Source organism: Bifidobacterium aerophilum, assembly GCF_010667685.1.
Taxonomy (GTDB): Bacteria; Actinomycetota; Actinomycetes; order Actinomycetales; family Bifidobacteriaceae; genus Bifidobacterium; species Bifidobacterium aerophilum.
In genome coordinates, this window is record NZ_WHZW01000009.1 from 100,334 (window position 1) to 125,258 (window position 24,925).

At 65.0% G+C, this 24,925-nt stretch carries 16 protein-coding genes and 2 pseudogenes; 4 read left to right on the forward strand and 14 right to left on the reverse strand.

Annotated features, from left to right (window positions below):
- Positions 1–56: 56 nt before the first annotated feature.
- Together topA and GFD25_RS05600 are read right to left on the reverse strand one after the other, a co-directional pair.
- A complete protein-coding gene (topA, locus tag GFD25_RS05595) occupies positions 57–3,047 on the reverse strand; it encodes a type I DNA topoisomerase (protein ID WP_163230775.1) in 2,991 nt (996 codons plus the stop codon).
- 214 nt (positions 3,048–3,261) lie between these two features.
- A complete protein-coding gene (locus tag GFD25_RS05600; protein WP_163230777.1) occupies positions 3,262–4,440 on the reverse strand; it encodes a phosphatase PAP2 family protein in 1,179 nt (392 codons plus the stop codon).
- A 228-nt stretch (positions 4,441–4,668) separates the two neighbouring features.
- On the opposite strand from GFD25_RS05600, the gene GFD25_RS05605 reads away from it, so the two are divergent.
- A complete protein-coding gene (locus GFD25_RS05605) occupies positions 4,669–5,610 on the forward strand; it encodes an AEC family transporter (RefSeq protein ID WP_163230779.1) in 942 nt (313 codons plus the stop codon).
- 129 nt (positions 5,611–5,739) lie between these two features.
- On the opposite strand, the gene GFD25_RS05610 is transcribed toward GFD25_RS05605, so the two are convergent.
- The 3 genes from GFD25_RS05610 to GFD25_RS05620 all read right to left on the reverse strand — a co-directional run bounded on the left by GFD25_RS05610 (position 5,740) and on the right by GFD25_RS05620 (position 10,368).
- Positions 5,740–7,212, reverse strand: coding sequence for an FtsX-like permease family protein (locus GFD25_RS05610; RefSeq protein WP_163230781.1), 1,473 nt, complete (start codon positions 7,210–7,212; stop codon positions 5,740–5,742).
- Entirely contained in the window at positions 7,209–8,114 is a 906-nt protein-coding gene (locus tag GFD25_RS05615; RefSeq protein ID WP_163230783.1) for an ABC transporter ATP-binding protein, read from the reverse strand. Before GFD25_RS05615 ends, GFD25_RS05610 begins: the two co-directional genes overlap by 4 nt.
- A 328-nt stretch (positions 8,115–8,442) precedes the next feature.
- Positions 8,443–10,368 carry an alpha/beta hydrolase family protein gene (locus tag GFD25_RS05620; RefSeq protein WP_204314787.1) on the reverse strand — a complete coding sequence of 642 codons (1,926 nt, stop codon included), beginning with the start codon at positions 10,366–10,368 and terminating at the stop codon, positions 8,443–8,445.
- A 237-nt stretch (positions 10,369–10,605) separates the two neighbouring features.
- On the opposite strand from GFD25_RS05620, the gene GFD25_RS05625 reads away from it, so the two are divergent.
- Positions 10,606–11,610 (forward strand): sugar-binding transcriptional regulator, encoded by a 1,005-nt coding sequence (locus GFD25_RS05625; RefSeq protein WP_163230787.1) that lies wholly within the window; start codon positions 10,606–10,608, stop codon positions 11,608–11,610.
- Between the two features lie 39 nt (positions 11,611–11,649).
- Here the strand turns inward: GFD25_RS05625 and GFD25_RS05630 are convergent, their stop codons facing one another.
- From GFD25_RS05630 to GFD25_RS05660, 8 genes and pseudogenes are all read right to left on the reverse strand, one after another.
- Positions 11,650–12,927 (reverse strand): MFS transporter, encoded by a 1,278-nt coding sequence (locus tag GFD25_RS05630; RefSeq protein ID WP_239512419.1) that lies wholly within the window; start codon positions 12,925–12,927, stop codon positions 11,650–11,652.
- Positions 12,928–13,067: 140 nt separating this feature from the next.
- On the reverse strand, positions 13,068–13,997 hold the full coding sequence (locus GFD25_RS05635; protein WP_163230789.1) for an alpha/beta hydrolase: 930 nt from the start codon (positions 13,995–13,997) through the stop codon (positions 13,068–13,070).
- Between the two features lie 125 nt (positions 13,998–14,122).
- Positions 14,123–14,911, reverse strand: a complete 789-nt coding sequence (locus GFD25_RS05640) for a hypothetical protein (RefSeq protein ID WP_163230791.1) — start codon at positions 14,909–14,911, stop codon at positions 14,123–14,125.
- Positions 14,904–16,337, reverse strand: coding sequence for an AAA family ATPase (locus GFD25_RS05645; protein ID WP_163230793.1), 1,434 nt, complete (start codon positions 16,335–16,337; stop codon positions 14,904–14,906). The genes GFD25_RS05640 and GFD25_RS05645 overlap by 8 nt, the downstream gene beginning before the upstream one ends.
- 136 nt (positions 16,338–16,473) lie before the next feature.
- A pseudogene (locus tag GFD25_RS05650) lies at positions 16,474–17,547 on the reverse strand (Maf family protein); the annotation flags it as partial.
- A gap of 104 nt (positions 17,548–17,651) precedes the next feature.
- Positions 17,652–17,943 (reverse strand): annotated as a pseudogene (locus GFD25_RS12540) (Maf family protein); the annotation flags it as partial.
- A gap of 170 nt (positions 17,944–18,113) precedes the next feature.
- Positions 18,114–19,112 (reverse strand): homoserine kinase, encoded by a 999-nt coding sequence (gene thrB, locus GFD25_RS05655; RefSeq protein ID WP_163230797.1) that lies wholly within the window; start codon positions 19,110–19,112, stop codon positions 18,114–18,116.
- A 147-nt stretch (positions 19,113–19,259) separates the two neighbouring features.
- Positions 19,260–20,573: a homoserine dehydrogenase gene (locus GFD25_RS05660; RefSeq protein ID WP_163230799.1), complete on the reverse strand. Its 1,314-nt coding sequence runs from the start codon at positions 20,571–20,573 to the stop codon at positions 19,260–19,262.
- 396 nt (positions 20,574–20,969) lie between these two features.
- Here GFD25_RS05660 and nagE point away from each other — a divergent pair, with 396 nt between their 5' ends.
- Both nagE and GFD25_RS05670 read left to right on the forward strand, forming a co-directional pair.
- Complete coding sequence (gene nagE, locus GFD25_RS05665) at positions 20,970–22,529, forward strand: N-acetylglucosamine-specific PTS transporter subunit IIBC (RefSeq protein WP_163230801.1); 1,560 nt, start codon at positions 20,970–20,972, stop codon at positions 22,527–22,529.
- Complete coding sequence (locus GFD25_RS05670; RefSeq protein ID WP_163230803.1) at positions 22,526–23,041, forward strand: glucose PTS transporter subunit IIA; 516 nt, start codon at positions 22,526–22,528, stop codon at positions 23,039–23,041. Before nagE ends, GFD25_RS05670 begins: the two co-directional genes overlap by 4 nt.
- Before the next feature lie 125 nt (positions 23,042–23,166).
- On the opposite strand, the gene GFD25_RS05675 is transcribed toward GFD25_RS05670, so the two are convergent.
- Positions 23,167–24,774, reverse strand: coding sequence for a diaminopimelate decarboxylase family protein (locus tag GFD25_RS05675; RefSeq protein ID WP_163230805.1), 1,608 nt, complete (start codon positions 24,772–24,774; stop codon positions 23,167–23,169).
- Between the last annotated feature and the right edge of the window lie 151 nt (positions 24,775–24,925).

Here is a 24,925-nt window from a genome sequence, read left to right on the forward strand (position 1 = left end):
GCCACCCGCATAACAAAAATGGGGCTTCCTCTCAATGAAGAAGCCCCACACCGCGGTTATTCAGCCTTCTTCGCGGCGGTTTTTCGCGTGGTCGTCTTCTTCGTGGAAGAGGACGACTTGGTCTTGGCGGTCGAGGCCTTCTTGGTCGTCGACTTGGACGCGGTCTTCTTCGCGGTCGTGCCGGACTTCGCCGTCGTCTTGCGCGTGCGCTTCTTGGCCGGACCGGCCGCGCGCTTCTCGGCGAGCAGACGGAACGCCTCGGCCGGTTCGATCGACTCGGGCGTGTACTGCTTGGGCACCGTGCGGTTGGTTTCGCCGTCGGTGATGTACGCGCCGTAGAAGCCGTCCTTGATGGTCACCGGCTTGCCGGTCTCCGGGTCCGGGCCGAGCTCGCGCAGCGGCGGCTTGGCCGCGCCGCGCCCACGGCCGCGGCCGTATTTCGGCTGGGCGAACAGTTCCTTCGCCTTGTCGATGTCGACGGTGAAGATCTCATCCTCGGAGCCGAGCGAACGCGTCTCGCTCTTGCCGTCCGCGCCGGTCTTGGTCAGGTACGGGCCGTAGCGGCCGTTGTTCGCTTCGACCTTGACTTCGGAGATCTCGCCGGTTTCGGCGTTCGTCTCCTCGTAGGTGCCCACGAGCCGCGGCAGGCTGAGCAGACGCAGCGCGTCCTCAAGGGTGAGCGATTCGGGGCTCATCGTCTTGAACAGCGACGCCATCTTCGGTTTCGGCGCGGCGGCCTTCTTCGCGGACGACTTCCGCCCGGTCGCGGTCGTGCCGGAACCGGTCTCCCCCGCACCGGCAGCGCCGTCGGCGCCAGACGAAGACTCCGCCGGCACGAGCGCCACGTACGGGCCGAACCGTCCGTTGCGCACCTCGACCGTGCCTCCCGTCACCGGGTCCACGCCCAGTTCGCGCGGCCCGCCCGAATTATGCTCGATCAGGTCATGGCCGACCTCGACGGTCAGCTCGTCCGGCGCGAGCGTCTCCGGCAGGGAGGCGCGCTTGGGATTGCCTTCCGCGTCCAGATGCTCCATGTCTTCGAGATACGGGCCGTAGCGGCCGACGCGCACATGCAGCCCGTCTCCGATGTCGATCGTGTTGATCGCGCGCGCGTCGATCTCGCCGAGCTGCGCGACCTGCTGCTGCAGGCCGGCGTGCGCCTCGTCGGCGTTCGCGGCGGCGCCGTCGCCCGATCCGAAATAGAAGCGGGTGAGCCAGTCGCGTCCGGTCTCGCGGCCGTGCGCGATCTGGTCGAGCCCGTTTTCCATATCGGCCGTGAACTCGTAATCCACGTACTTCGGGAACTTCGTCTCGAGCAGCTTGATCACGGAGAACGCCAGCCACGACGGAATGAGCGCGCGGCCGCGTTCGTACACGTATCCGCGGTCGATGATCGTCGAGATGATGCTCGCGTAGGTCGACGGACGGCCGATCTCCTTGGCCTCCAACGTCTTGACCAGCGACGCCTCGGTGTAGCGCGCCGGCGGCTGCGTCTCGTGGCCGTCCGCGGAGACGGACTGCGCGGCGACCTGCTGGCCGGTGGTCATCGGCGGCAGCGAGGCGTTCTCCTCGCTGTTCTTCGCAGCCTTGCCACCGTCCTTCGCCTTATCGGCGGCCGCGGTCTTGCCATCGGCCGAACCCGACGCCTTGTCGACGCCGGACGCGCGACGGCCCTCGCCGGTCGCCTTCATGAAGCCCGGGAATTCGATCACCGTGCCGGACGCCTGGAACACGGCCTCGCCGAACGACGCTCCGGCCGGCGCCGAAAGCCGCACGGTCGCGGTCGAACCGGTCGCGTCGGCCATCTGCGAGGCCAGCGTGCGCTGCCAGATCAGCGTGTACAGCTTGAGCTGGTCCGGCGGCACGAGGCTCGCCAGTTCGGCCGGGTCACGGAACCGCGCGCCGGCCGGGCGGATGCATTCGTGCGCTTCCTGCGCGCCGGCGGTCTTGGTCGCGTACTGCTTGGGCGCGTCCGACAGGAACGCCTTGCCGAAGTGGTATTCGACGGCGCTGCGGGCGGCCGCGATCGCCTCCTGCGACAGCGTGACCGAATCGGTACGCATGTACGTGATGTAGCCGTTTTCGTACAGTCCCTGCGCGGCGCGCATCGTCTGGCGCGAGCTCATGCCGAGACGGTTGCCGGCGGTCTGCTGCAGCGTCGACGTGGTGAACGGCGGCTGCGCACGGCGACGGTACGGCTTGGATTCCATCGACATGACCGTGAACGCGGCCTGACGCAGAGCGTCGGCGACGGCGTTGGCGGTCGGCTCGTCCAACTGACGGACGTTGTCCGCGAATCCGGCCGGCGTGAGCTTGCCGTCCTCGCCGAAATCCTTGGACACGGCGAGACGCTTGCCGCCGAGCGAGATCATGCGCGCATCGAAGACGGACGGGTTGCCTTCCGCGTCCGGCGCGGTCAGTTCCGCGGTCACGTCCCAGTACGGCGCGCGGACGAATGCCATGCGCTCGCGCTCGCGCTCGACGATCAGACGCGTGGCGACGGACTGCACGCGGCCGGCGGACAGGCCGGGACCGACCTTGCGCCACAGCACCGGGGACAGCTCGTAGCCGTAGAGACGGTCGAGGATGCGGCGCGTCTCCTGCGCGTCGACCATGTCGCCGTCGACGTCGCGCGTCTTGGTCAGCGACGCCTTGATCGCCTCGGGCGTGATCTCGTGGAAGACCATGCGCTTGACCGGAACCTTCGGCTTGAGCGTCTGCACGAGATGCCATGCGATCGCCTCTCCCTCGCGATCCTCATCGGTGGCGAGGTAGAGTTCGTCGGCGTTCTTCAGCGCGGATTTGAGCTCCGCCACAGTTTTCTTTTTGTCGCCGTCGACGATGTAATACGGCTTGAACCCGTCCTGGACGTCCACGCCGAACTTGCCGAACTTCTCCTTGTCGGCCGCGGGCACCTGGCTGGGCTGGGCGAGATCGCGAATATGGCCCACCGATGCCAGCACGGTGTACCCGTCGCCGAGATACCCGCTGATCTTCTTGGCCTTGGTGGGAGACTCCACGATGACGAGCTTGCTGCCGGTTGCCATGCTTTCTCCTTAAATACTTGCCTTACGGAACGTCATCTTACCCATGACGTGCGGTCAAAGGCCAAACCGGCGGCGACGCGGCACGCCTGTCGGCAGTCCACCGGGCTGCCGTTTTAACGGCGTGGTAGGACTCCGCATGCGCGGAGACCGGCTGCCGAACTTCGCGTCTGTCGCCGCTCAACCACGCCTGTCGGCAGTCCACCGGACTGCCGCCTTAACGGCGTGGTGGCGCCGGCGGCGCGCCGATCAGTCCGATGCGGCTCAGCGGCGCGGCTGTCAGATGGCGCATCGCCAGCACGAGCCCGCCCGTAAGCAGCGCCACGCCGGCCACGCCCACGCCCGCCGACAGATGCGCGCCCGAAGCGGACCACGCCGCGCTCAGAGACAGTCCGGGCAACACCTGCCAGATGACGTACGCCGCGTACGCACATCCCAGCAGTCCGGCCGTGATCATCACCGTGCCGACGATCTGCACGCTGGCCGACGAGACGCGCGTGCCGGGCGCATCCATGCCGCTCGTGCGCGTGAACGCGAGCGCGATCAGCGTGATCCCGCCGACGAGCAGCAGCGACATCGCCACGTCGGTCGGACGGTGCCATCCGCCGGCGATCACCGACAGGCCGATCAGCGTGGCGAACGATGCTTCGATCAGCGCGCAGATCGCACGGGCGGCGCGCGGCACCGCGATCAGCAGCAGCGTCGCGGCGGTGGCGGCGAGGATCGTGTGCCCGGACGGTGCGGAGTTCGCGTGCGGAGTGTCGGTGTCGATCAGGTACGGCCGTGGCAGGAGTCCCTTGAGGAACGTGGACGCGTAGCAGAGCGCGGCGATCGCGACGGATTGGCCGATCAGCCACCAACGTTTGCGCACGATCATCGTCACGACCGCGATCGCGCCGAGCAATAGCGACAGCAGCACCGTGAGATTGAGCAGTACGGAACCGACGTTCCAGTCGATGAACGGACTCAGCGTTGCGGCAAGCCAGCCGGGCAGCGCGTCGGAGAACCCGGTGACGACGATCTCGTCGTACGACTGGCCGGTCTGGGTGCGCACGCCGAGCCACCACACGCCGAATGCGGCGGCGAGAAGCAGCAGTCCGAGCACGACGCACAGCACGCGGCTGGACGTGCGCGGGCGTACGGTAAGCGGATCAAGCTGGGCGAGGCCGCGTTCCACGTCGGCGTCGGTGGTCGGATCGGATTGCGACTGCAAGGACGGTTGCGTTCGCGGCGAACGCGGCATTTGCGGACGGGACGCAACCGGCTGGCCCACGGGAGCGTCGTCGTCGATGTCCAGCGGCACGAACGGGGTCGCGGGGGCAGGCTTCGGCTGCGAGTCCAGCATGTTCACGGTTGACTGGGGGTCTCGTATGGTCGGCTGCTGCTCATCGGTCATACGCATGACTCTACGGTGGCGGGTAGCCCGACCCCGCGGATGCGGTGCGATGCTTGCAGATTCGTCACGTCGGCGGGTTGCGGGGCGTCGGCATGCGTTGCCGTGCGCTCCTTCCGCGGTCATGCGACGGCGTCCGTGAGACGAACCCGCGAAGTCGGGTGGCGTGTGGCACTATGGGAAGCACCGCATGAGGTATGGGGACATCGCAACAGGAAAGAGGGAAACGGCATGCCGGGTTTGTTGAGCGCGATGGAAGGCTTCTGCGTCATCGGCATCGTGATTCTGGCCGGCTATATAGCGGCCCGCATGCAGATCGGCGGCTCGACCGCCCAGATGGTGCTCAATCGGTTCAGCTTTTTCGTGTCGAGCCCGTGCCTGATGTTCGCGATCCTGTCGAAGGAGCCGATCTTCGACATCTTCCATTCGTCGATCATCGTGGCGTTCTTCTCCGCGATGCTGGTCGGCGTGGTGTTCCTGACCCTCAACCGCCTGTTCTTCCACATGAGCGCGCCGGACGCGATCATCGGCTCGCTCAACTCGCTGTACCTGAACTCGAACAACATCGGCCTGCCGATCGCCACGTACATCCTCGGCAACGGCGCGCTCGTGGCGCCGATCCTGGTCATGCAACAGGCCCTGTTCACGCCGATCGGCCTGACCGCGCTCGACGTGACCACCAAGGGCAAGGTGTCGGCCAAGGCGATCCTCACGCAGCCGCTGCACCAGCCGCTGCTCATCGGCTCGCTGCTGGGCATCGCCCTGTCGGCCATCAACGCGAAGACCGGCTGGTTCATTCCGAACTACCTGTACGACCCGATCAACATGATCGGCGAATCCGCGGTGCCGATGATCCTGATGGCGTTCGGCATGTCCCTGCACGGCACGAAGCCATTGCAGCAGAAGGGCGACATCCCGGCGATCTTCACCGTGGCCGTGCTCAAGAACATCGTGATGCCGATCATCGCGTTCCTGCTCGCGTACTTCGTGATGGGCTTCCGCGGCAGCGTGCTGTACGCGTGCGTCGTGCTCGCCGCGCTGCCGACCGGCCAGAACGTGTACAACTACGCGGCGCGCTACAACGTGGGCCTTACGTTCGCGCGCGACGGCATCCTGATTTCCACGCTGACCAGCCCGGTGTTCATCGCGATCATCGCCGCTCTGCTGAGCTGATGGCATCGCGATGAACCGTCGCGGCACAGCCGCTCCCCTCGCCTACGGACAGTCCACCGGACTGTCCGCTCAACGGCTCGGCATCGCGATCATCGCCGCTCTGCTGAGCTGACGGCCGGCGGACGCCCATCAGTCATCGGCACGATAGTCGTTGAGATTCAGGCGAGCGGCGACACGGTTCGACGCGAACGCGCCGACCGCGACCAGCGCATAGCACAGCACAATGCCTCCGACGAAACTCAGCAGCGTGGCGGGATCGGTCATCGAGGCCGCAAACAGCGGCAGCATAAGCAACATCGAACAGCCGCCGGCGACCACGACCACCACGTTGAGCGGCGTGAACACTTCGGCGAACCGCGCACGGCCGAGCGTCGCCGCATCCGTGCCCTCAAGCATGAGCATCCTGTATTCGTCGGCCTGATCGTAGACGCTGCCGGCCTGCATCACGCCGGAGCTGACCGCCGCGAGCACGGCCGCGAACGCCAGCGTGAGCAGACCGCCGGTGCCGATGTCGCGCAGGAACAGCACGGACGGATCGTTGGCGGAGGCCGGATCGGCCGCAACGCCCATGCCGCCGGCGCCGCCGGACCCCAAAAACCCGCAGATCGACGTGATGCCGGCCACGAACACCGCCAGCGCAATGCCCGACACGTTGCGCCACGCGCGTTTCGGATCGTCGAGGATCCGCCGCATCGCGATCATCGTGGCCGCATCCTTCGGGCGACGGGCACGGGCGCGCGCACGAACCGCGATCACCCATGTGCCCACGAGGTTCACGAGCGCAAAGCACAGGGCGATGAAGCCGAACACGACCGAGTAGATCACCGCGTCGCCCGCCCCACGGAACAGGAACGGATTCTTGAACACCACGATCGCGGCCGCCACGCAGACCGCGAAAACCGCCGCGCGCCACGCGCCCGGCAACGGCGAGGCCGTGCGCGCGGTGACGCCGAGCGGCGTGATCGCGACGCGCCGCAACGTCAGCAATGCGGAGACCAGCGCAAGTACGGTCACGCCCGCGATCGTCGCGACCAACGCAAGCGACCCGACCCACAGCTGTTCGAAATCGAACCGCTGATTCTGGAATCGCAGCAGCATGATCACCGGCATCAGGATGACGTATCCGATCACGCCGATCAGCGAGCCGACGAACGCCTGTCCTGCCGCGTCGAGCGCGGTGAGGCCGACGACCTGCCCGGTGGTCGCGCCGGCGAGGCGGAGCGCCGCGAGACGCGCGTCGCGACGGGACGCGGCAAGACGCGCCGCGGAACCGGCGAGCGCGACGAACGGCACGACGAGGAGCATGCAGGCGAATGCGGCGAGCATCACGTAGACGCTTGCGTACATGGCCGGATCGTGCATGTCGCCGAGACGCCGATGCCAGACCGCGACCGTTCCGGGCCTGCATACGGTTTCGTCGATCATGCAGCCGAGCGTATGGTCGGCGGACGCACGCCAGACAAAGCCGTGCACGCCGCCGAGCACGGTCAGGAAGATCGCGGTGGCCGCCGCGAACGCGATGATCGCGAGCACGGAGGTGCGGCCGGCGGTGCCGCGCGTGCCGGGGCGGTGGAACAGCCGCCATAACGCGAACGTGCTCATCGTGCGCCTCCGTTTCGGCCGCGACCGGATTCGGCCGGATCGGCGGCGGTTTCCAGCCGGCCGTCGCGCATCCTCACGGTACGCGAGCAGAACGCGGCGACGTTCGGGTCATGCGTGACGACGACCACGGCGGAACCGTTCGCACGGGCCGTGTCCATGAGGATGCCCATGATCTCTCGGCCCGTGGTCTGGTCGAGCGCGCCGGTCGGTTCGTCGGCGAACACGACGGCCGGATTCACGGCGAGCGCGCGGGCGATCGCGATCCTTTGCATCTGTCCGCCGCTCATCTCGCCCGGACGTTGCGCGGCGAGGGCGCGCAAACCGAGCCGTTCGAGCCATAGCACCGCCCTGTCGGTGGCTTCGCGGTAACCGGCGCCGCCCAGCATCATCGGCAGTGCGATGTTTTCGACGGCGGGCAGTTCGGGCAGGAGCTGTCCGGACTGGAATACGAATCCGAACGCGCCGCGGCGCAGTCGCGTGCGCCCGGCGTCGCCCATGGAGGCAAGATTCGCGCCGCGAAACATGACGGTGCCCGAGGTCGGCGTGATGATGCCCGCGAGCGCGTGCAGCAGCGTGGATTTGCCGGAACCGGACGGTCCCATGACCGCGACCGTCTCGCCTTCGCCGAGCGTGAAGCCGACATGGTTCAATGCGAGCGCATGCATGGACGGATTGGTCTGCATCGCGACCGCGGCCGATCCCGTGATGCCGTGGCCGGCGGACGTGCGAGCATGATCGGCGGCGTAATCCATGACCAGGTCCTGCGCGATGAGGACGGGCGGGCGGTCATACGACAGGCCTGTTCCGGCCGGACCGGTCGATGAGGCAGGGCCGGCCGATGATGCCGGACGGATGCCGTCCGACGTCGGGTACTGCGGATGGTGCGATGCGGTGTTGTTCATGCTCCCGACAGTACGGATCCGCCGCCGGGACGGCCATCGGGCAACAGGATGAATCGCCGGCATGCCGGGGCCTGCCCCATCATCCACAGGGATTAGGGGTTTCGCCCGGCGAAGGAGGTGAGGGACCGTCGTTGCACCAGTCGAAAGGAAAAATCCCGACGGTGATCGTTCTCCCGTGAGCCGGCGTCACGTCACAACATACAAAGTGGCGGTTTTCTCTCACTGCGAGTTCCATCAGTGAGAGAAAACCGCCACTGCGGTATGCCCCGGTTCAAGGAGGAGGGGAGGCCGGGGCTTGGGGCCGCTCATCACGCGCGGCCCGGGATCATCAGGCCGGGAAGGCGATCTGCGAGTTCACGCAGGTGATCACCATCACCAGCAGGGCGTTGATCAGACCACCCAGGTACGGGTTGCGGGTCTTCGAGTAGATCGCGCGGGTCGTGATCGGCGTGATGAACAGCAGGAACACCGTCTGGAACAGACCGTCGATGATGCGCGTGTAGCCCGCGCCGAACAGGTCGTTGACACCCGTGATCATGAAGCGGCCCCAGCCGATGCCGGAGATGACGGCCGGCACCGCGGCGCTGAACGCCGCCAGGATGAGGATGTTCACGACCTTGTTGCGGCCGTAGGAGGTGTTGTAGTTCAGGCAGTTGATGAACACGGACGACACCACGTAGGCGATCAGGAAGATCGGCAGCACCTTGAGCATTTCGACGATCTTGTACGAGGCGAACGGGAAGATGCCCCAGTACAGGAACTCGAAGTTGGTCTTGAAGAAGTACTGCGCGCCCCACACGAGGATCAGCGTGCCGCCGGTCACGGTCAGTGCGAGGACCAGGGTCTTGAGGAAGGAGAACAGGGAGGTCTTGACGTCGATCTCGTCGAGGTCCATGCCGTTCTTCTTGGCGAAGCAGTGGTACCAGACCACGGTCACGATCAGCGTGAACACGGTCGAGATCGCGCACATCAGACCGGAGAACAGCGGCTGTCCCTGCTTGAAGAACGTGCCGATGTGGGTGTCGGCGTTCATGAAGTACAGCGCGAGGGTGCTGCCGGTCGCGAACAGCGTGTTGACGATGAGGCAGCCCCACGTCCACTTCGCGCTGCCCGGGATCGAGGCGGCGATGCGCATGACCGCGTCGCCGCGGGAAGTGCCGCGGAACACCGGCATCGTGGAGAGCCACAGCGCGAAGAACACGGAGAACATGAACATCGCGGCGAAGGCGACGGCGCTGCCGGTGATCTTCCACGGGTAGATGAGGTTGTTGTTCGCGAGCGTGGTGTTCATGTTGAACGCCTTGACCATGAACGCGACCGCGTCGGTGGTGGAATCGGCCTGGAAGAGCTGCGAGGTGTGGAAGCCGGGGTGCAGGTAGATCACACGGGACGCTTCCTTGCCGTCGATGGTCTGGGTGTACCACTTGCCGCTCACGCCGTCGGGGGTGGAGGCGTCGGGCGTGATGCCGAAGTTGAGGAACGACTTGGCGTTGTTGTGCTTGAGGTAATCCGGGTTCGGCAGCATCTTGCCGGTCTTGGTGTCGGTCTCCTTGAACGAGAACTGGTCCCACATGCCGGCGATGATGCCCACCGTGCGGTTGCCGTAGTAGTTGAAGTATTCGCCGTTGTCCTTGGACGCGGCCTGCGCGGAGGTCGTCTTGCCCGGCACGTAGCCGAATCCCTGCGTTTCGGCGTCCTTGTAGATCGCGTCACGGCTGACGTACAGCACGGCCTTGATGAGCGGGGTCTTGGCCTCGTTGTCGAGCAGGATCGTCTCGTGGATCGTGTTGCCGCCGCGAGACTGTCCGGACACGGCGATCTTGTCGGCGTCGACGAACGGCAGCGTCGCGGCGTACTTGACGGTGTCGTACAGGCCGCGGCCGTTGACGAGCCAGTCGGTCGTGTTCATGACTTCGGAGTCGCCGTGGCCGTACAGGTCGAACGAGAACACGACGAAGCCGCGGCGGGCCCATTCGATCTGGTAGTTGTCGAACTTGTCCTTCAGACCGTTGCCGCCGTGCGCGAATACGATGGCCGGCGCGGGGTTGTCGTTGGTCACGGAGTTCGGCTTGAGCATGTTCATGGCCAGCCGGTGGCCGGACGAGGATTCGATGACGAGGTTTTCCTTGGTGACGTTGCCGAAGTCGGTCTGGATCGCGTTGCCCAGCAGGCTGCCGAGCACGCACAGCACGACGGCGAGGATCGTCCCTGCGCCGTAGATGTGCTCCTTGATGTATTGCCATGTCTTGGCCATGGTTGTTTTCTCCTTACACGACGCCTTCATGGCGCCTCTCTCTGCGGGTGGCTCTTCCGTGAGCCGACAAAGAGATCGTACGCGATATCGAACCGGTTAGATAATTCGCTGCTGCACATTTGTGCACGACAAAGCACCACAAGCAGCACCATCACCAACCTCAATCTGTGCATATTCCAACGATTGACGCACCACAACAAGCGCAAGTCCTCTTTCGGAACGCGATAACATGCACATATGTCCACACAAAACACCACGACAGCTTCCGGCTCGCCAATCGCGGCATCGTCGCTCGCGTCGCTGGAGACGCGACGGCATATCGAACAGCTCATCGACGTCGCGCAGCTGTACTACATCGACGGTCTCAACCAGGAGCAGATCGCCAAGCGCGTCGGCTTCTCCCGGTCGTCCGTCTCGCGCATGCTCACCGAGGCCCGCGAGCGTGGCGTCGTGCAGATCACCGTAGGTCATCCGCTGCAGCGTCTCGTCTCGCTGGAGAACGATCTCAAGAAGAAGTACGGACTCAAGTGCGTGCGCGTCGCACAGTCGTACGACGACGACATCGCGTCCACGCTGGTGCCGCAGTGCGCGGCGCAGCTGCTCATGGAACATCTCAAGCCGGATTCGCTGATCGTCACGTCGACCGGCACGCCGATGGCGGCGACGATCCGCGCGCTGCCGGTGCTCGACTATCCGCGGGCGCACGTCACGCAGATGCTCGGCTCGCTCGCGTCGAACAATCCGCTGACCGATTCGCCGGAAATCTGCCGCATGATGGCCGAACGGCTGGGCTGTTCGTATTCGCTGCTGCCGGCGCCGCTCATCATGGGATCGGCGGACGTGGCGCGCGCGGTGCGCAGCGAGAAACTCATCGCCACGGCGATCGCGCTCGGCAACCGCGCGGACATCGCGATCGTGGGCGTCGGCGCGATCCGCAACGGCCATTCGGGACGCATCTTCAACTCGTTCGAGGACGCGGCGATCGCCCGGCAGATGCAGGAGGCCGGCGTGGTCGGCCACATCTGCGGACATCACATCGACGCGATGGGCCGGCACGTGCCCACGCCGCTGTGCGAACGCACGATCAGCATCGATTTCGACCATTTCCGCCGCATCCCGCTGGTGATCGGCGTGGCGTGGGAACAGTGGCGTGCGAACGCGCTGCACGCATGCCTGATCGGCGGGCTGATGAGCGGACTCGCCACCAATCAGGGCATGGCCGAACGGTTGCTGGACATGTAGACCGCCCGAATGACGGCATGGTCATGCGATGCCGTCGGACTACCCGACGAGCCGACGCCGATAGGCGGCAACGATGCAGACGGCGGCGCACCCGTACAGCACGATGTTGAGCATCAGCGACGGCGCGTACGTTCCGGTCAGGTCGAACACCAACCCATGCGCCGTGGTAGCGACCGCCACCGTGGCCTGCCCGGCCGCATCGATCACCGACAACGTGCGCGCATAGTCGGCCGCACCGAACGCACGACGAATCGTCCACGGCACCGCCACCATCAGCAACCCCTGCCCGATACCGACCAGGAAACTCACCGATATCGCGGCCGCCGGTCGGTTCGCCACCCACAATCCGGTCCAGCCGACCAGTCCGATCACCGCGAATCCGGCAATCACGCGCGGCGGGGGCAGCCGATCAAGCATCGGACCGATCGCGAACTTGCCGGCGGCCGCACCGAACATGCGGCTCGTCACCACAAGCGCGCCCTGCGTAAGGGTCAGGCCGATCGAAATCTCATACGCGGGAACATGCTGATTGATGCCGGCGACGACCTGCAGCATCACCATCGACGCGACGAGCAGAAGGAACGCCGGACTGCGCCAGACCGAGAACCGACCCGGCACGGACCGATCACCGAAATCGTTCGCCGCACCAAGCGTGGATGACGCGTCCGCCGCACCATCCTCCGACCGCATGCCATCGACAGGCGCCAGACGAAACACCGTCAGCGTAAACGGCAGCAACAACACGGCCAACGTCACGCCGGTCATCGCATACGCGGCACGCCAGCCATACTGCGTGATCACTGCCGATACCAGCGGATTGAACAACACGCCGCCAAAACCCGACAGGCATCCGGAAACGCCCATCACCGTGCCGAACCGTCGCGGAAACCAACTGGACAGCAGCACGGGAGGTGCGATCGTGACGGGCAACACGTAGGTCACCCCCATCACGGCGAACGCCAGATCGAACTGCCACATGGCATCGCAGAAGGCGCATGCCACGAACGCGGCAGAGCACACCGCCATGCACAGGCTCAATGCCACACGCAGGTTCAGTCGGTCGAACAGGCGACCGACCACAAGCATCGCCAGTGAGCTCGTGACCAGCCGAATCGACACCGGCAATGCGGACGCGGCTCGGCTGACGCCCAGTTCGGTGCTGATCGCATCAAAATACAGTCCGGCCGTGTTGATGAGCAAGCCGGAACCGACGAACGACATAACGCAGCAACCTGCGAAGACCAGCCATGGCATGACCGGACCAGCCGATGCGGCATGACCGGCATCCGCGGTGGAACGACGCTGTTCCGTAGCCATGCGATCCTCGCTTTCGGTTCGGCGCCGGCGCGCGCTCGGATACGGCGACGGACCGGGAAGGTTGATGGCACGAATATACCATCATGACGCATGGCCGCAGCGGATCGTCGGAACCGTCGTTCGACGTCACCGCGAAGATCTCAGCGGTATCGTTCGAAAAAACGTACGATGTCGTCGACCACGGCCATTGCCTCATCGTTGTGCGGCAATCCGGTCTCTTTCACGCTGAAGTCGTGGTCAAGCGGATGATCGAGCCCCTTGGCGAACAGACGCAGCGCGTAATCGTGATGGCGGTATTGCAAGATGCGGGCGAATTCGAGCGTATTGTCCGCAAGATAGTCCTCGGCGCTCGTAGCCATGTAGATCGGCGGCAGGTCGCCGTCCACCACGAGTCGATCCATGTCGAGGTACGGCTCGAACGCGATGCGCTCCTTGAGCGTAGGGAAATAGCCCTCGTAGTAATAGCCCATCGCCTTACCATGCACGCCGCCCGTGAACCGGTACATGCCCGAAACGCCGGCGATCGCGCGAATACGGATGCCGCTGGCCGGCGGACGGACGCGCAATTGGTCGGCCACGACGGGAGCATGCATGATCGCGCACAGGTACAGGTCAATCAGCGTGGCGGCGGAATCGCCGGTGATGAACACGTGTTCCGTATCGAATCCATACTCGTCGGCGTGTGCGGCCAGCCAGTCGACGACCATGAGCGCGTCGGCAAGCTGATCGCGAAAGGCGACTTCGGGCACCAGCCGGTAGTTCGCATTGACGACCGCGAACCCGCGTGCGGCCAGATGCATGTCACGGCACGCCGTGTTGTGTTTGTGGCCGTGATACAGGCCGCCGCCATGGAAGTCGAGGATCACGGGCAACCGCAATGGACGATCGCCGTCAGCGCATGGACGATAGACGTCGAGACGATGCAGTTCGTGGCCGTCATCGACATACGGCAGATCCATGACCGCCGTGACGTGATCCGGCTTGCGCTCGGCGGCCAGACGCTCCGCGTCGCCGTCATGACGGAATTTCGTGTTCGCGTTGAACAATTGTCGCACTTCGTCGCTGATCATGGCATTTCCTCCGATACCGCATACTGTAAGGCCTGATACCGGAAAAACCACCGCCACCGTGCACGATTGTGCACAGCAACCACTTTCTGCTTTCCGTTAGACGACCGTCCGTGACCCATCTCCCATCATGCCCGCACCGACATTGCCGAACATGATGCAACGAAGTCCGAGATCCACTTCAGATTGCTGCCGGATTCCAGCGAATGACAGGTCGAACGATCCCTCGCGTATTCCCACGAAGCCTTCCAGTCAGGCATATCGCCATGCCGCTGCGCAGCTTGTTCGAGGCTACGACGGAACATGGCAGGATCCAGGTTGGCGCTGGCGAAGTCCGACGCAAAATCGTCTTTCTCGTCCTGGCTGAGATCGTCCACGATGCCGTGCAACGCATGTTCGAGATTCCGGCTCATGTAGAACAGCCGGTAGGGCACAGACCATGCCTCGTTTTTCTTGGTCTTTCGCCGAAAATCGGTTTTCTCGTCCACAAGAAGATCGATGCACCTGCGTTTCTCCGCCAGTTGCGTCAGCGTGGCTTCCCTGTTCGCGGAGATTATGCCGGTGGCGCGGTAGGCGCGGTGAGTCAATGAGACGTCCTGTCCGACTGCGGAATCGGGTATGAAGGCCCCGTCCAAATCGGTCAGATGAGCGATCCATCCCAATGACGTTGCCGATTTGCCTTCACGGATCAGATACTCGTCGATAAGTCCGTCGACGGTCCGCCCGACGTTCCAGTCAGGCGTGAAGCCGTGTTCTCGCTTGAAACCATCCGGGAACAGACGTGCCGTCGTCACGTCGCACCTGACCTGAAAATCGCCTATGCGCACTCCGTTCAATAGATTCTGCAACGGCGCCGCCAACGCGTTCGCGTCGCTCGTTCCTTCCGTGACCAGCAGCAGCGTCCGTCGTCTAGGCATGGTCCGCTCCCGGCTTGGTTTTCGGATGTCCGGCACGGAACAGCGCGTTGGCGAACATGCGAGCGGGTGGCGCATCGTACAGGTCGGGCCCGTCCCACCCGAGATCGACGCTGTTGTGATACACGCTGTGTCCGTTGTTCGTCGTTTTGATCCGCGGCCCGCGGCTGAACCGATCGTCAGGGTCCACGACCGTGGTTCTCATGCATTTCCCGGGCAATACCGCCAGGGGATGCTGGTTATGCGCGGTGAAGATCAGCTGGCCGCGTATGCCGGATACGATCTGCCTGAGCATATCGCCGAGCAGGTTCTCGAACACCCCGGAATCCAACTCGTCGATGGCGACGAGCACGTTCGGATCGTTGTAGGCCCGGATATAGAAAGACAGCAGCATGGTGATGCGGATGATGCCCTCGGATTCGTTGCGGAACGGGAAGGCGGTCCCGCCTCGGGACGACATGATCTCGACCTGCGTGCGATGGTTGCCCTGTTCGTCCGAGGGTGCCGGGCTTTCGGCCAATGACAGTTTCAGGTTCGGCACCAACGTCGGCAGCAAAAGATCGTACGTTCCGATGATGCCGCGAAGCCGCTCCAACTGATCGTCCGTCATGAGGTTCGGCCCGAGCAGGTCGAGGAGCATGGTCTTCCCGGTCGTCACGTCGGCAATGGGAACATACTGGTAGCTGGCCATGCTGCTTCGTCTGGTGGTCGACACGTATACGTCGTTTCTGGCGTAATCGGCCAACTGCCTCATCAAGGCGACCGTGGGGATCATCTTGCTCGTCAGATACTCGACGGTACGGGCGGACAGCCCTTTTTCCGCCAGCGCACGGTCGATAAAATGTCCCATCATCAGATCGTCGGCATCATCCGGCCGGCGCGACACGGTGCGGTACGGGGCGAACAAGAACGACATGCCCTCGAACTGATCCGCACGATCGAAGAAGTCGGCATCGCTCCTGATATCGCCGATGGACAGCAGCGATCTCCAAACATAGGCGGGAAGCCGCGTAACGTCATCGGCTTCCCGCCGACGCTCCATGATGGGCCTGCCCATCCGCTTCGGATCGGAACCGATGCGCAACGACTCGCCGGACACACGGGCCACACGGCTCTCATGCCGTCCGGTAAGGGTTACGGCATATTCGAGATATGAGATCGCACCCTCATGTCCGGCCATGCGGTATATCGCGGTGATCGTCGCCTCGTTCGTATCGGCGCTGACCGCATCCGCGCTGCCTTCGGGCAGCGCCCGTCCGGCGATAAGGTGGCGGAGGATGTCGATCACGTCGATGACGGATGTCTTGCCGGAACCGTTCTGGCCGTAGATTCCGGTCACGGAACCGCCGGATTCCAGATCATCGAAGCCGATGGTTCCGTGGGATACGTTCCGCACCCCGTCCAATGTCAGTTCGACCAGTCTCACCATCAGCACTCTCTTCTCAAAACTATCCAATATGGTATTTCTTATACCAAGAATAGCATTTTAAGAGAGTCCTTACGTGCGGAATCCTTCCCGACGGCACGATTGTGCACAACGACGGCACGACGCCGTCAGCCGTCGCTCACTCGCCGCGGTGGTCCGCGGCGATGGCGTCGAGGCGGGCGCGGAAGCGCGGCCAGTCGGTCTTCATCGCGGTGAGCAGCTTGCGGTCCGGCACCTCGTCGATCGGGATCCACTCGATCTCCATGCTTTCGTCGTCGTTCGCGCGCGGCTCGACGCGATGCCCGGGCTTCTCGAACGCGAACACGGTGGTGTACGCCCAGTTGCCGTGGTCCTCGCGCCATGACCCGACCACCTCGATGTCGGCGGGCGTGATGTTCGCCTCCTCGTACGATTCTCGCAACGCACCCTCGATCGGCGACTCGCCGTCGGCCGTCGCGCCGCCCGGAATGCCCCAGGTGCCGCCTTCCGCGCTCCACACGGCGCGATGCTGCATCACGACATCGGTCACAGCCCCGGTCGTCGTGTCACGCCGCGCCAGCAGCACGCCGGACGCGCCGTTCAGTCCCCAATGTCGCCGCCCGCACATGCAGTCGACCCACCCGTCGCCCGGCTGGTGCACGTTCTCCGCCGGCGGCACCAGGCTCGACGGGTCGGACTTGCCGCTCGGGAACAGCTCGCCGCGCTCCACGTTCCACAGGTCGGTCCATTCGATGCCGAGCTGGCTGGCCAGATCGCGCAGCAACGGCAGGCTGATGCCGATCACGCCGTGCGGATCGCCCTCGATGCTGTCGATGAACGCGCCGCCGAAGCCCTCAAGCGTGAACGATCCGGCCACTTCGAGCGGTTCGCCGGTGGCCAGGTACCGTTCGAGATCATGGTCCGAGTAGTTGCAGAAACGGATCTTCGCGTAGCTCACGCCCCGCACGACACGGCCGGTCGCGAAGTCGATCATGCAGTGGCCGGTCCACAGTTCGCCGGTGTTGCCGCGCATCGCGCGCAGCCGTTCGCGCGCGACCTCGACGCTGTGCGGCTTGCCGTAGCATTCGCCGTCGAACAGGAACATCGAATCGCAGCCGATGATGAGCGGGCCGACGCCCGCATGCGTGAGCCCCGGCTGCATGGCGACGATGTTGGAGATCGGTTCGATGGTGATCGGCACGTCGACGCCGGAGAAGTCGCGGGTCGTCGCGTTGATGTCGGCGTCGTGCGCGTTCGGCCGGTCGTTGGTGAGTTTGGCGATGAGGATGTCTCGCGGGGATTCGCCGTCGGCAACGCTATCGTCGGCCGCGGCGGACGGCTCGTCCGCCTGCAACGGGTACGCGATGACCCGTTCGCCGGTCGCGTGCGAGGCCGTGTCGGACACGTCGCGGTACGCCTGATACACAGCCTGCGCCTTGGCTTCGGACAGGATCGTGACGCGCTTGTCGACGGTCAGATCGTCGACGTCGCATCCAGCGGCAGCGGCAGCGCGTTCGAGCGCGGCCGGCTCGTCGACGTGCGAGACGCGGATCGTCGGGCAGATACCGGCCGAATACAGCACGTCGCGACGCGGCTTCGACTTCGATGCGAGAATCACCGGAATGGACATGACGATCTCCTTACCTTGTCTCGCCTCGGCTGCTTCTGCGTACCTGATCAAATCAGACGCGTCGGGTGTTTCACCTCCTCAGTCAGCTTTGCTGACAGCTCCCCCTTCAGGGGGAGCAGAGGAAAGCGACCGCGCATCACAACAGACCGCCGAGGGATCCGAAACGAAACTTACTTGCGAATGATTTCGACGCCCTTGGTGTTGACGGCCGGGTGCAGCACGCGCCAGTGCCCGTCGGACAGGCGGTCGCCGGCGACCTCGTCGATCGCGTCGGCCGCGTCGCCGTAGTGCAGCACGAGCACGCACGGGCCGGCGCCGGACACCATCGCCGCATAGCCGCGCGAACGCAGGTCCTGGATCAGCTGCCACGACGGCGCCATGAGATCCTTGCGGTACGGCTGGTGCAGCCGGTCCTGCGTGGCCGAGAACAGCAGCGCGTTCGGATCGGACGATTTGGCCAGCGCGGACGGGTTCATCGCCGCGGCCATCAGCGCCACGCGCGACACGTTGAACACGCCGTCGCGGCGGGCGATCCGTTCGGGCAGAGCCTCGCGCGCCTTTTCTGTGGACAGCTCGTAGTCCGGCACGAACACCGAGGTCTTGATGTTCGGATCGACCTTGTACTTGATCGTGTGGAAGCCGCCGTGCAGGGGCTCGCCGCCCGGAATCGGCACGGAGCCGACGCCTTCGGCGGTGTCGAAGTTCCACGAGGCGGTCATGCCGCCGTAGACGGCCGGCGCGACGTTGTCCGGGTGTCCTTCGATCGCGGCGGCGAGCTCGAATATGGAATCGCGGTTGATGTCGTCGTCGTGCGCGAACGCGGCGGCCGCGGTGATGCCGGCGACGATCGCCTCGGCGGACGACCCCATGCCTCGCGCCTGCGGGATGTTGTTATGCGCCTCGAGGATGAATCCGATACGCCCCAGGCCGAACGTCTGGCATGCCCGGCGGAACGTGGAAACGACCAGATGCGTCTCGTCGCGGGGCAGCGTGTTCTCGCCCTCGCCGTAGATGAGCACCTGGGCGGCGCGGTTCGACGGGTCGGCGCACAGCGTGAACGTGAGCTCGTCGTGATAGTCCAATGCCAGGCCGATCGAGTCGAAGCCGGAGCCCAGATTGGCGCTCGTGGCCGGCACGCTGACCTTGACCTGTTTGCAGATCGGTTCCATGTCTTTCCTCCTTGACTCCCCACTCCAGGACGCCTGCGGCGAAGCCGGACGAGGGAGCGTACGCCCAAAGCATATGGGGTGTGACTACCCCTCAGTCACACCCCGACGTAAAGGCTCCTCCGAGCGGAGGAGCCGCGATGACAATAATCAGTCCAGCACGCGCAGGATCGACGGCTCGCCGGCGACGCAGTCGAGCTTGCACACGGCGTCGACGGTCTTGCGCAGCGTGACCTCGTCGGTCAGGTGCGTCACGAGACGCAGCTGCTGCAGCTCGCCGTCGTAGCCCGGCTCCTTCATGGTGGGCTTGAGATCCTGGTTCACACCGTTGATGGACACGCCGTTGTCGGCGAACTCCTTGGCGATCGCGGCCAGCACGCCCGGCTTGTCGTGGATGAGGAAGCGGACGGCGAACGCGGCGCGGCTCGCCTCGATCGGCGCCTTGGGCAGCTTGTTGTACATCGGGATGGTCGGGCCGGTGCAGCCGCGCGCGATGTGACGCGCCTCGGCCACCACGTCGCCCACGACGGCGGAGGCGGTCGGAGCGCCGCCGGCGCCACGGCCGTAGAACATGAGGTCGTCGGCGGCCTCGGCCTTGACGAAGATCGCATTGAACGAACCGTGCACGGAGGCCAGCGGATGCGTTTCCGGCAGCAACGCCGGGTAGACGCGCGCCGAGACGCCGGCCTCGCCGTTCTCCACCACGGCGAGCAGTTTGATGACCTTATGCTCGGCGGTGGCGGCGGCGATGTCGTCGGCGGTGATCTTGGTGATGCCTTCGACCGACACGTCGTCGATCGTCACGTTGGTGTGGAAGCCGAGCGTGGCCATGATCGCGGCCTTGTTCGCCGCGTCGTGGCCTTCGATGTCGCCGGTCGGGTCGGCTTCGGCGTAGCCCTTGGCCTGGGCTTCCTTGAGCACGTCGTCGAACTGCAGGCCCTTGGTGGTCATCTCGTCGAGGATGTAGTTGGTGGTGCCGTTGACGATGCCGAGCATGCTCGTCACCTTGTCGCCGGCCAGCGACTCGCGCAGCGGCAGCAGGAACGGGATCGCGCCGCCCACGGCCGCCTCGAAGTAGATGTCGACGCCCTTGGCCTCCGCCGCCGCGTAGATCTCGGGGCCGTACTTGGCGAGCAGCGCCTTGTTGGCGGTCACGACGGACGCGCCGGATTCGATCGCGGCCATCACGAACGTACGGGCCGCGCCGGTGCCGCCGATCAGCTCGATGACGATGTCGGCGTTCGTGGCGACCTTCATCGTGTCGGTCGTCAGCAGCGACTTGTCGATCCACGGATAGTTCACTTCATTCGGATCGAGGCAGGCCACGCCGACCAGTTCGATCGGCCGGCCGATGCGCGCGGCGAGCTCGTCCTTCTGTTCCACGAGCAGTCGCGCGGTCTGCGACCCGACGGTTCCCGCGCCCAGAAGCCCCACGCGGATGGGCGTTTCGTTCAGCTGTGCCACAAGCATCCTTTCGACGCTGTCTGCCTCGCCGATCAGGCGAGAGGACGATCACAATTCCTCCACTATCCTACGGTCCGAATCCGACACGCCGTATCGCAAGGTTCTTAACAAAGTCATCGGCGCCGACGATCATCCGACAAGCCAATCGCCAGTAGAGCTCAGCAGTTGCCCCATGTCGACGCGCCGTCAACCTGAAGTAAAGAAACTTAACAAAATGTTCGACAACAGTGTCGAAACTCACGTATGATGGTCAACAGAGCGATACAGCCGCCCGGATTACCGGGGATCCGCCAAGGATGGCAGAGAGCGATCGATGACGAAAGCCGGCGATCACAGAAAGCAGTACACAGTCGCTCACATGACCCTGCATTGTTGCAGAGGGAGGATGGAAGAATAATGAAAGCGTATATTCAGCGTCTGGGACGCGCGCTTATGCTGCCGGTGGCCTGCCTGCCGGCCGCGGCGCTGTTCTTAGGTCTCGGCTACTGGATCGACCCGAGCGGCTGGGGTGGCAACAACGTCATCTCCGCCTACCTGTGCAAGACCGGCTCGGCGATCCTCGACAACCTCGGCCTGCTGTTCGCCGTCGGCGTCGCCATCGGCATGGCGCGCAACCGTGACGGCGCCTCGGCGCTCTCGGGCCTCGTCGGCTTCATGACCGTCACCACGATCATGGGTTCCGCCTCGATGTTCCTCGGCTTTGACCCTGAGACCGTCACCACCGAGCACCCGGCGTTCGCGGCCGGCGCCATCGGCAACAAGAACGTGTTCTTCGGCATCATGGTCGGCTGCATCGCCGGCGCACTGTACAACCGGTTCCATCAGACGAAGCTGCCCGACTTCCTCGCGTTCTTCTCCGGCCGCCGTTGCGTGCCGATCCTGACCGCAGCCCTCATGTCGGTGATCTCGCTGGCCCTGCTGTTCATCTGGCCGCTCATCTACAACGGCCTCGTCGCCTTCGGTGAGGGCATCATGGGCATGGGCGCTGTCGGCGCCGCCATCTACGCGTTCTTCAACCGTCTGCTCATCCCCACCGGCCTGCACCACGCGCTCAACAACGTGTTCTGGTTCAACCTCGCCGGCATTGACGACATCACCAAGTTCTGGAGCGGCGTCGGCGGCCTGAACGGCGACGTGGCGGCCGTGACCGCCACCGGCGGCTTCCACCCGTACGGCGTGTACGTCACCGGCATGTACCAGGCCGGCTTCTTCCCGATCATGATGTTCGGCCTGCCGGCCGGCGCGCTCGCCATCTGGAAGAACGCCAAGCCCGAGAACAAGAAGGCCGTCGGCTCCCTCATGCTCGCCGGCGCGCTGGCCGCGTTCTTCACCGGCGTGACCGAGCCGCTTGAGTTCTCCTTCATGTTCGCCGCCTTCCCGCTGTACGTGGTGCACGCACTGCTCACCGCCCTGTCGGTGTTCATCGCCGCGTCCTTCCAGTGGATCGCCGGTTTCAACTTCTCCGCCGGCTTCATCGACTGGTTCCTCTCGCTCAACGTGCCGCGTGCGCACATGCCGTTCATGCTCATCGTGCAGGGCCTCGTGTTCGCGGTCATCTACTACTTCGTGTTCGACTTCGTGATCCGCAAGTTCAACATGAAGACCCCGGGCCGCGGCGATGAGGAGGTCGCGGACGCGACCGCCGACGGCGCCTCCGACGCCACCCCGACGACCGGCGACAAGTACGACGTCCTCGCCGCCAAGCTGTACAAGGCCCTTGGCGGAAAGGCCAACGTGGTCGAGATCGAGAACTGCACGACCCGTCTGCGCATGGGCGTGAACGACACCGCAAAGGTCGACGTCGACGCGATTCGCAAGCTCGTTCCCGGCGTGAAGGTCCTCGACACGAAGAACGTGCAGGTCATCGTCGGCACGCAGGTGCAGGCCGTCGCGGACGCAATGGAGAAACTGCACGGCTCCCCGGTGATCGCCGGAGGCTCGGCCCCAAAAGCGTGACGGCGGCTCCCGCCGCCAAGACCGCTTCACCGGACAAGACCCCCGCGTCCGGCTCGACGATCCCGGTCGTCTCCCCCGCAGACGGTGCGATCAAGCCGATCGAGGAGGTTCCCGACGAGACGTTCGCCTCGAAGATCCTCGGTGACGGATTCGCCATCGTCCCCGCATCGGCCACGATCGTGGCTCCGATCAGCGGCACGGTGACGATGGTCGCCAAGTCGAAGCACGCCGTGGGCATCACCACTGCGGAAGGCGTGGAGGTGCTCGTGCACATCGGCATCGACACGGTCCAGATGGGCGGCGCACCGTTCTCCGTGACCGTCGACAAGGGCCAGCCGATCACGGCGGGCACACCGATGGTGCAGGTCAACTGGCCGGCCATCAAGGCCGCCGGCAAGCCGACCGACGTGATCGTGGCGTTCACCAAGCCCGCCAAGGTAGCCGCGCTGTCGATCACCGCCACGGGCGCGGTCACCGCCGGCAGTCAGGTTGGTACCGTCATCCCGAAGTGACATGAGTCTGCCGGTCTGTCCGGCAGATGTCCGGTTCAATGATTGAGGGCCGGGAGGATTCGTTCCTCCCGGCCCTCAATCATGTCTGCACCACGCCAACGTCGGTCCGGGCGCTCAGACGCCACTCAGCCCAGATCGAGATCGAGCAGGTCGTCGATGGTCTGGCGGCGCAGCATCACGTGCGCGCCTTCCTTGCTCACGGCCACGACGGCCGGGATCAATGCCTGGTTGTAGTTGCTCGCCATCGTGCGACCGTACGCGCCGGTCACCGGCACCGCGAGCACGTCGCCGCGCTTGAGATCGGCCGGCAGACGGTCCTCGTGAATGATGATGTCGCCGGACTCGCAGTGCATGCCGACCACGCGCACGAGCATCGACTCGTCCGAGCCGCGGCGGTTCGCGAGCCGCACCGTGTAGTCCGCGCCGTACAGTGCCGGGCGGATGTTGTCGCTCATGCCGCCGTCCACCGACACGTACACGCGTTCGTCGATCGGATTGCCGGCGCGGTCGGTCGGCCGGTGGCCTTCCGCGTCCGCGCTCAGCAGCACGTGCTTGATCGTGCCGACGCGGTACAGCGTGACGCCGGCGGGTGCGACGATCCAACGGCCCGGCTCGAACGAGATCGCGGGCGCGGGCATGCCGAGCGCGCGGTTGATCGCTGTGACCGCATCGGCCAGACGGCCCAGCTCCACGTCGATGTCCATCGAATCCTCGCCGTCCGTGTACGCGACGGAGTAGCCGCCGCCGAGATCGACCTCGGGCAGCGTGTAGGCGTCGGTCGCGTAGAAGGTCTTGCGCAGGAGCATCATGCGCTTGGCGGCCTGGATGAACGCGTCCGCGTCGTGGATGTTCGAGCCGATGTGCGAGTGCACGCCGACCAGCTCGAGCACGTCCTCGTGACGACGGATCTCCTTGAGCACGGCGAGCGCGGGGCCGTTCGCCACGGCCGTCATCGCCTCGGCGAGCTTGCGGTCGGGTTCGGACAGTTCCTCGCCGCTCAGGTCGTACGGATACTTGACGTCGTAGCGCAGCTTGCGTTCCGGCTTGGCGGCCGATTCGGCGGTCGCGTCGTCATGCCGTTCCCCCACGCGCGCGTTCGTCGCGGCCGGGGTCACGTCGGTCAGGTCGTCGAGGATCGACAGCACGGACGTGTCCGCGCCGGCCGGCAGCAGCGGCACGCCGAACTTCTGGTCCTCGTGTGCGGTCGAAATGTACTCGTGGCCGCCGGCGTGGATGCCGGACGTGACTCGCAGCATCACGCGGGCGCGCTTGCCGAGGCGATGCGCGATCGCGGCGATGCGGGCCGGCTCGTCCGGCTCGTCGACGACGATCTTCGCGAAGCCCTCGTTGATCGCCAGTTCGATCTCCGCGTCGGACTTGTTGTTGCCGTGCAGCACGAGACGGCGGCCGGGGGCGCCGGCGGCGAGCGCGATCTTCATCTCGCCCATCGTGCAGGTGTCGACGTACATGCCGGCCGCGAGCACGAGGCGCACGATCTCCTTGGAGAGGAACGCCTTGCCGGCGAAGCTCACGTGCGTGGTCGAGTTGTTGAACGCGGTCGCGGCGGCGCGCACGAAATGCCTGGCGCGGTCCGCGACCTCGTCGGTGTCGATCAGGTAGAGCGGCGAGCCGAACTCGTCGAGCAGCGACTCGGCGGTGCGGCCGTGGAACGTGATCGCGCCGGTCGCGGGGTCAACGGCCGTGGCCTCCGGCCAAATCGGGGTGATTGCCATAGGTGATTCCTTCTTCTCTATGACTGTGCTCCCCTATCAGGGAAGCTGTCGATGACGGCTACTGCCACGTCACCGGATTGGAATTTGCTCCCCCTGATAGGGGGAGCTGTCAGCGAAGCTGACTGAGGGCTGACTCTTATACACATCCCGA

Coding starts and splice junctions, on each gene's coding strand:
- GFD25_RS05625 (WP_163230787.1), top strand. CDS start 10,606: ATGTCCACACAAAACACCACGACAGCTTCCGGCTCGCCAATCGCGGCA.
- GFD25_RS05675 (WP_163230805.1), bottom strand. CDS start 24,774: ATGGCAATCACCCCGATTTGGCCGGAGGCCACGGCCGTTGACCCCGCG.
- GFD25_RS05600 (WP_163230777.1), bottom strand. CDS start 4,440: ATGACCGATGAGCAGCAGCCGACCATACGAGACCCCCAGTCAACCGTG.
- GFD25_RS05640 (WP_163230791.1), bottom strand. CDS start 14,911: ATGCCTAGACGACGGACGCTGCTGCTGGTCACGGAAGGAACGAGCGAC.
- GFD25_RS05620 (WP_204314787.1), bottom strand. CDS start 10,368: ATGGCCAAGACATGGCAATACATCAAGGAGCACATCTACGGCGCAGGG.
- GFD25_RS05610 (WP_163230781.1), bottom strand. CDS start 7,212: ATGAGCACGTTCGCGTTATGGCGGCTGTTCCACCGCCCCGGCACGCGC.
- nagE (WP_163230801.1), top strand. CDS start 20,970: ATGAAAGCGTATATTCAGCGTCTGGGACGCGCGCTTATGCTGCCGGTG.
- topA (WP_163230775.1), bottom strand. CDS start 3,047: ATGGCAACCGGCAGCAAGCTCGTCATCGTGGAGTCTCCCACCAAGGCC.
- GFD25_RS05630 (WP_239512419.1), bottom strand. CDS start 12,927: ATGGCTACGGAACAGCGTCGTTCCACCGCGGATGCCGGTCATGCCGCA.
- GFD25_RS05645 (WP_163230793.1), bottom strand. CDS start 16,337: ATGGTGAGACTGGTCGAACTGACATTGGACGGGGTGCGGAACGTATCC.
- GFD25_RS05615 (WP_163230783.1), bottom strand. CDS start 8,114: ATGAACAACACCGCATCGCACCATCCGCAGTACCCGACGTCGGACGGC.
- GFD25_RS05605 (WP_163230779.1), top strand. CDS start 4,669: ATGCCGGGTTTGTTGAGCGCGATGGAAGGCTTCTGCGTCATCGGCATC.
- GFD25_RS05635 (WP_163230789.1), bottom strand. CDS start 13,997: ATGATCAGCGACGAAGTGCGACAATTGTTCAACGCGAACACGAAATTC.
- thrB (WP_163230797.1), bottom strand. CDS start 19,112: ATGGAACCGATCTGCAAACAGGTCAAGGTCAGCGTGCCGGCCACGAGC.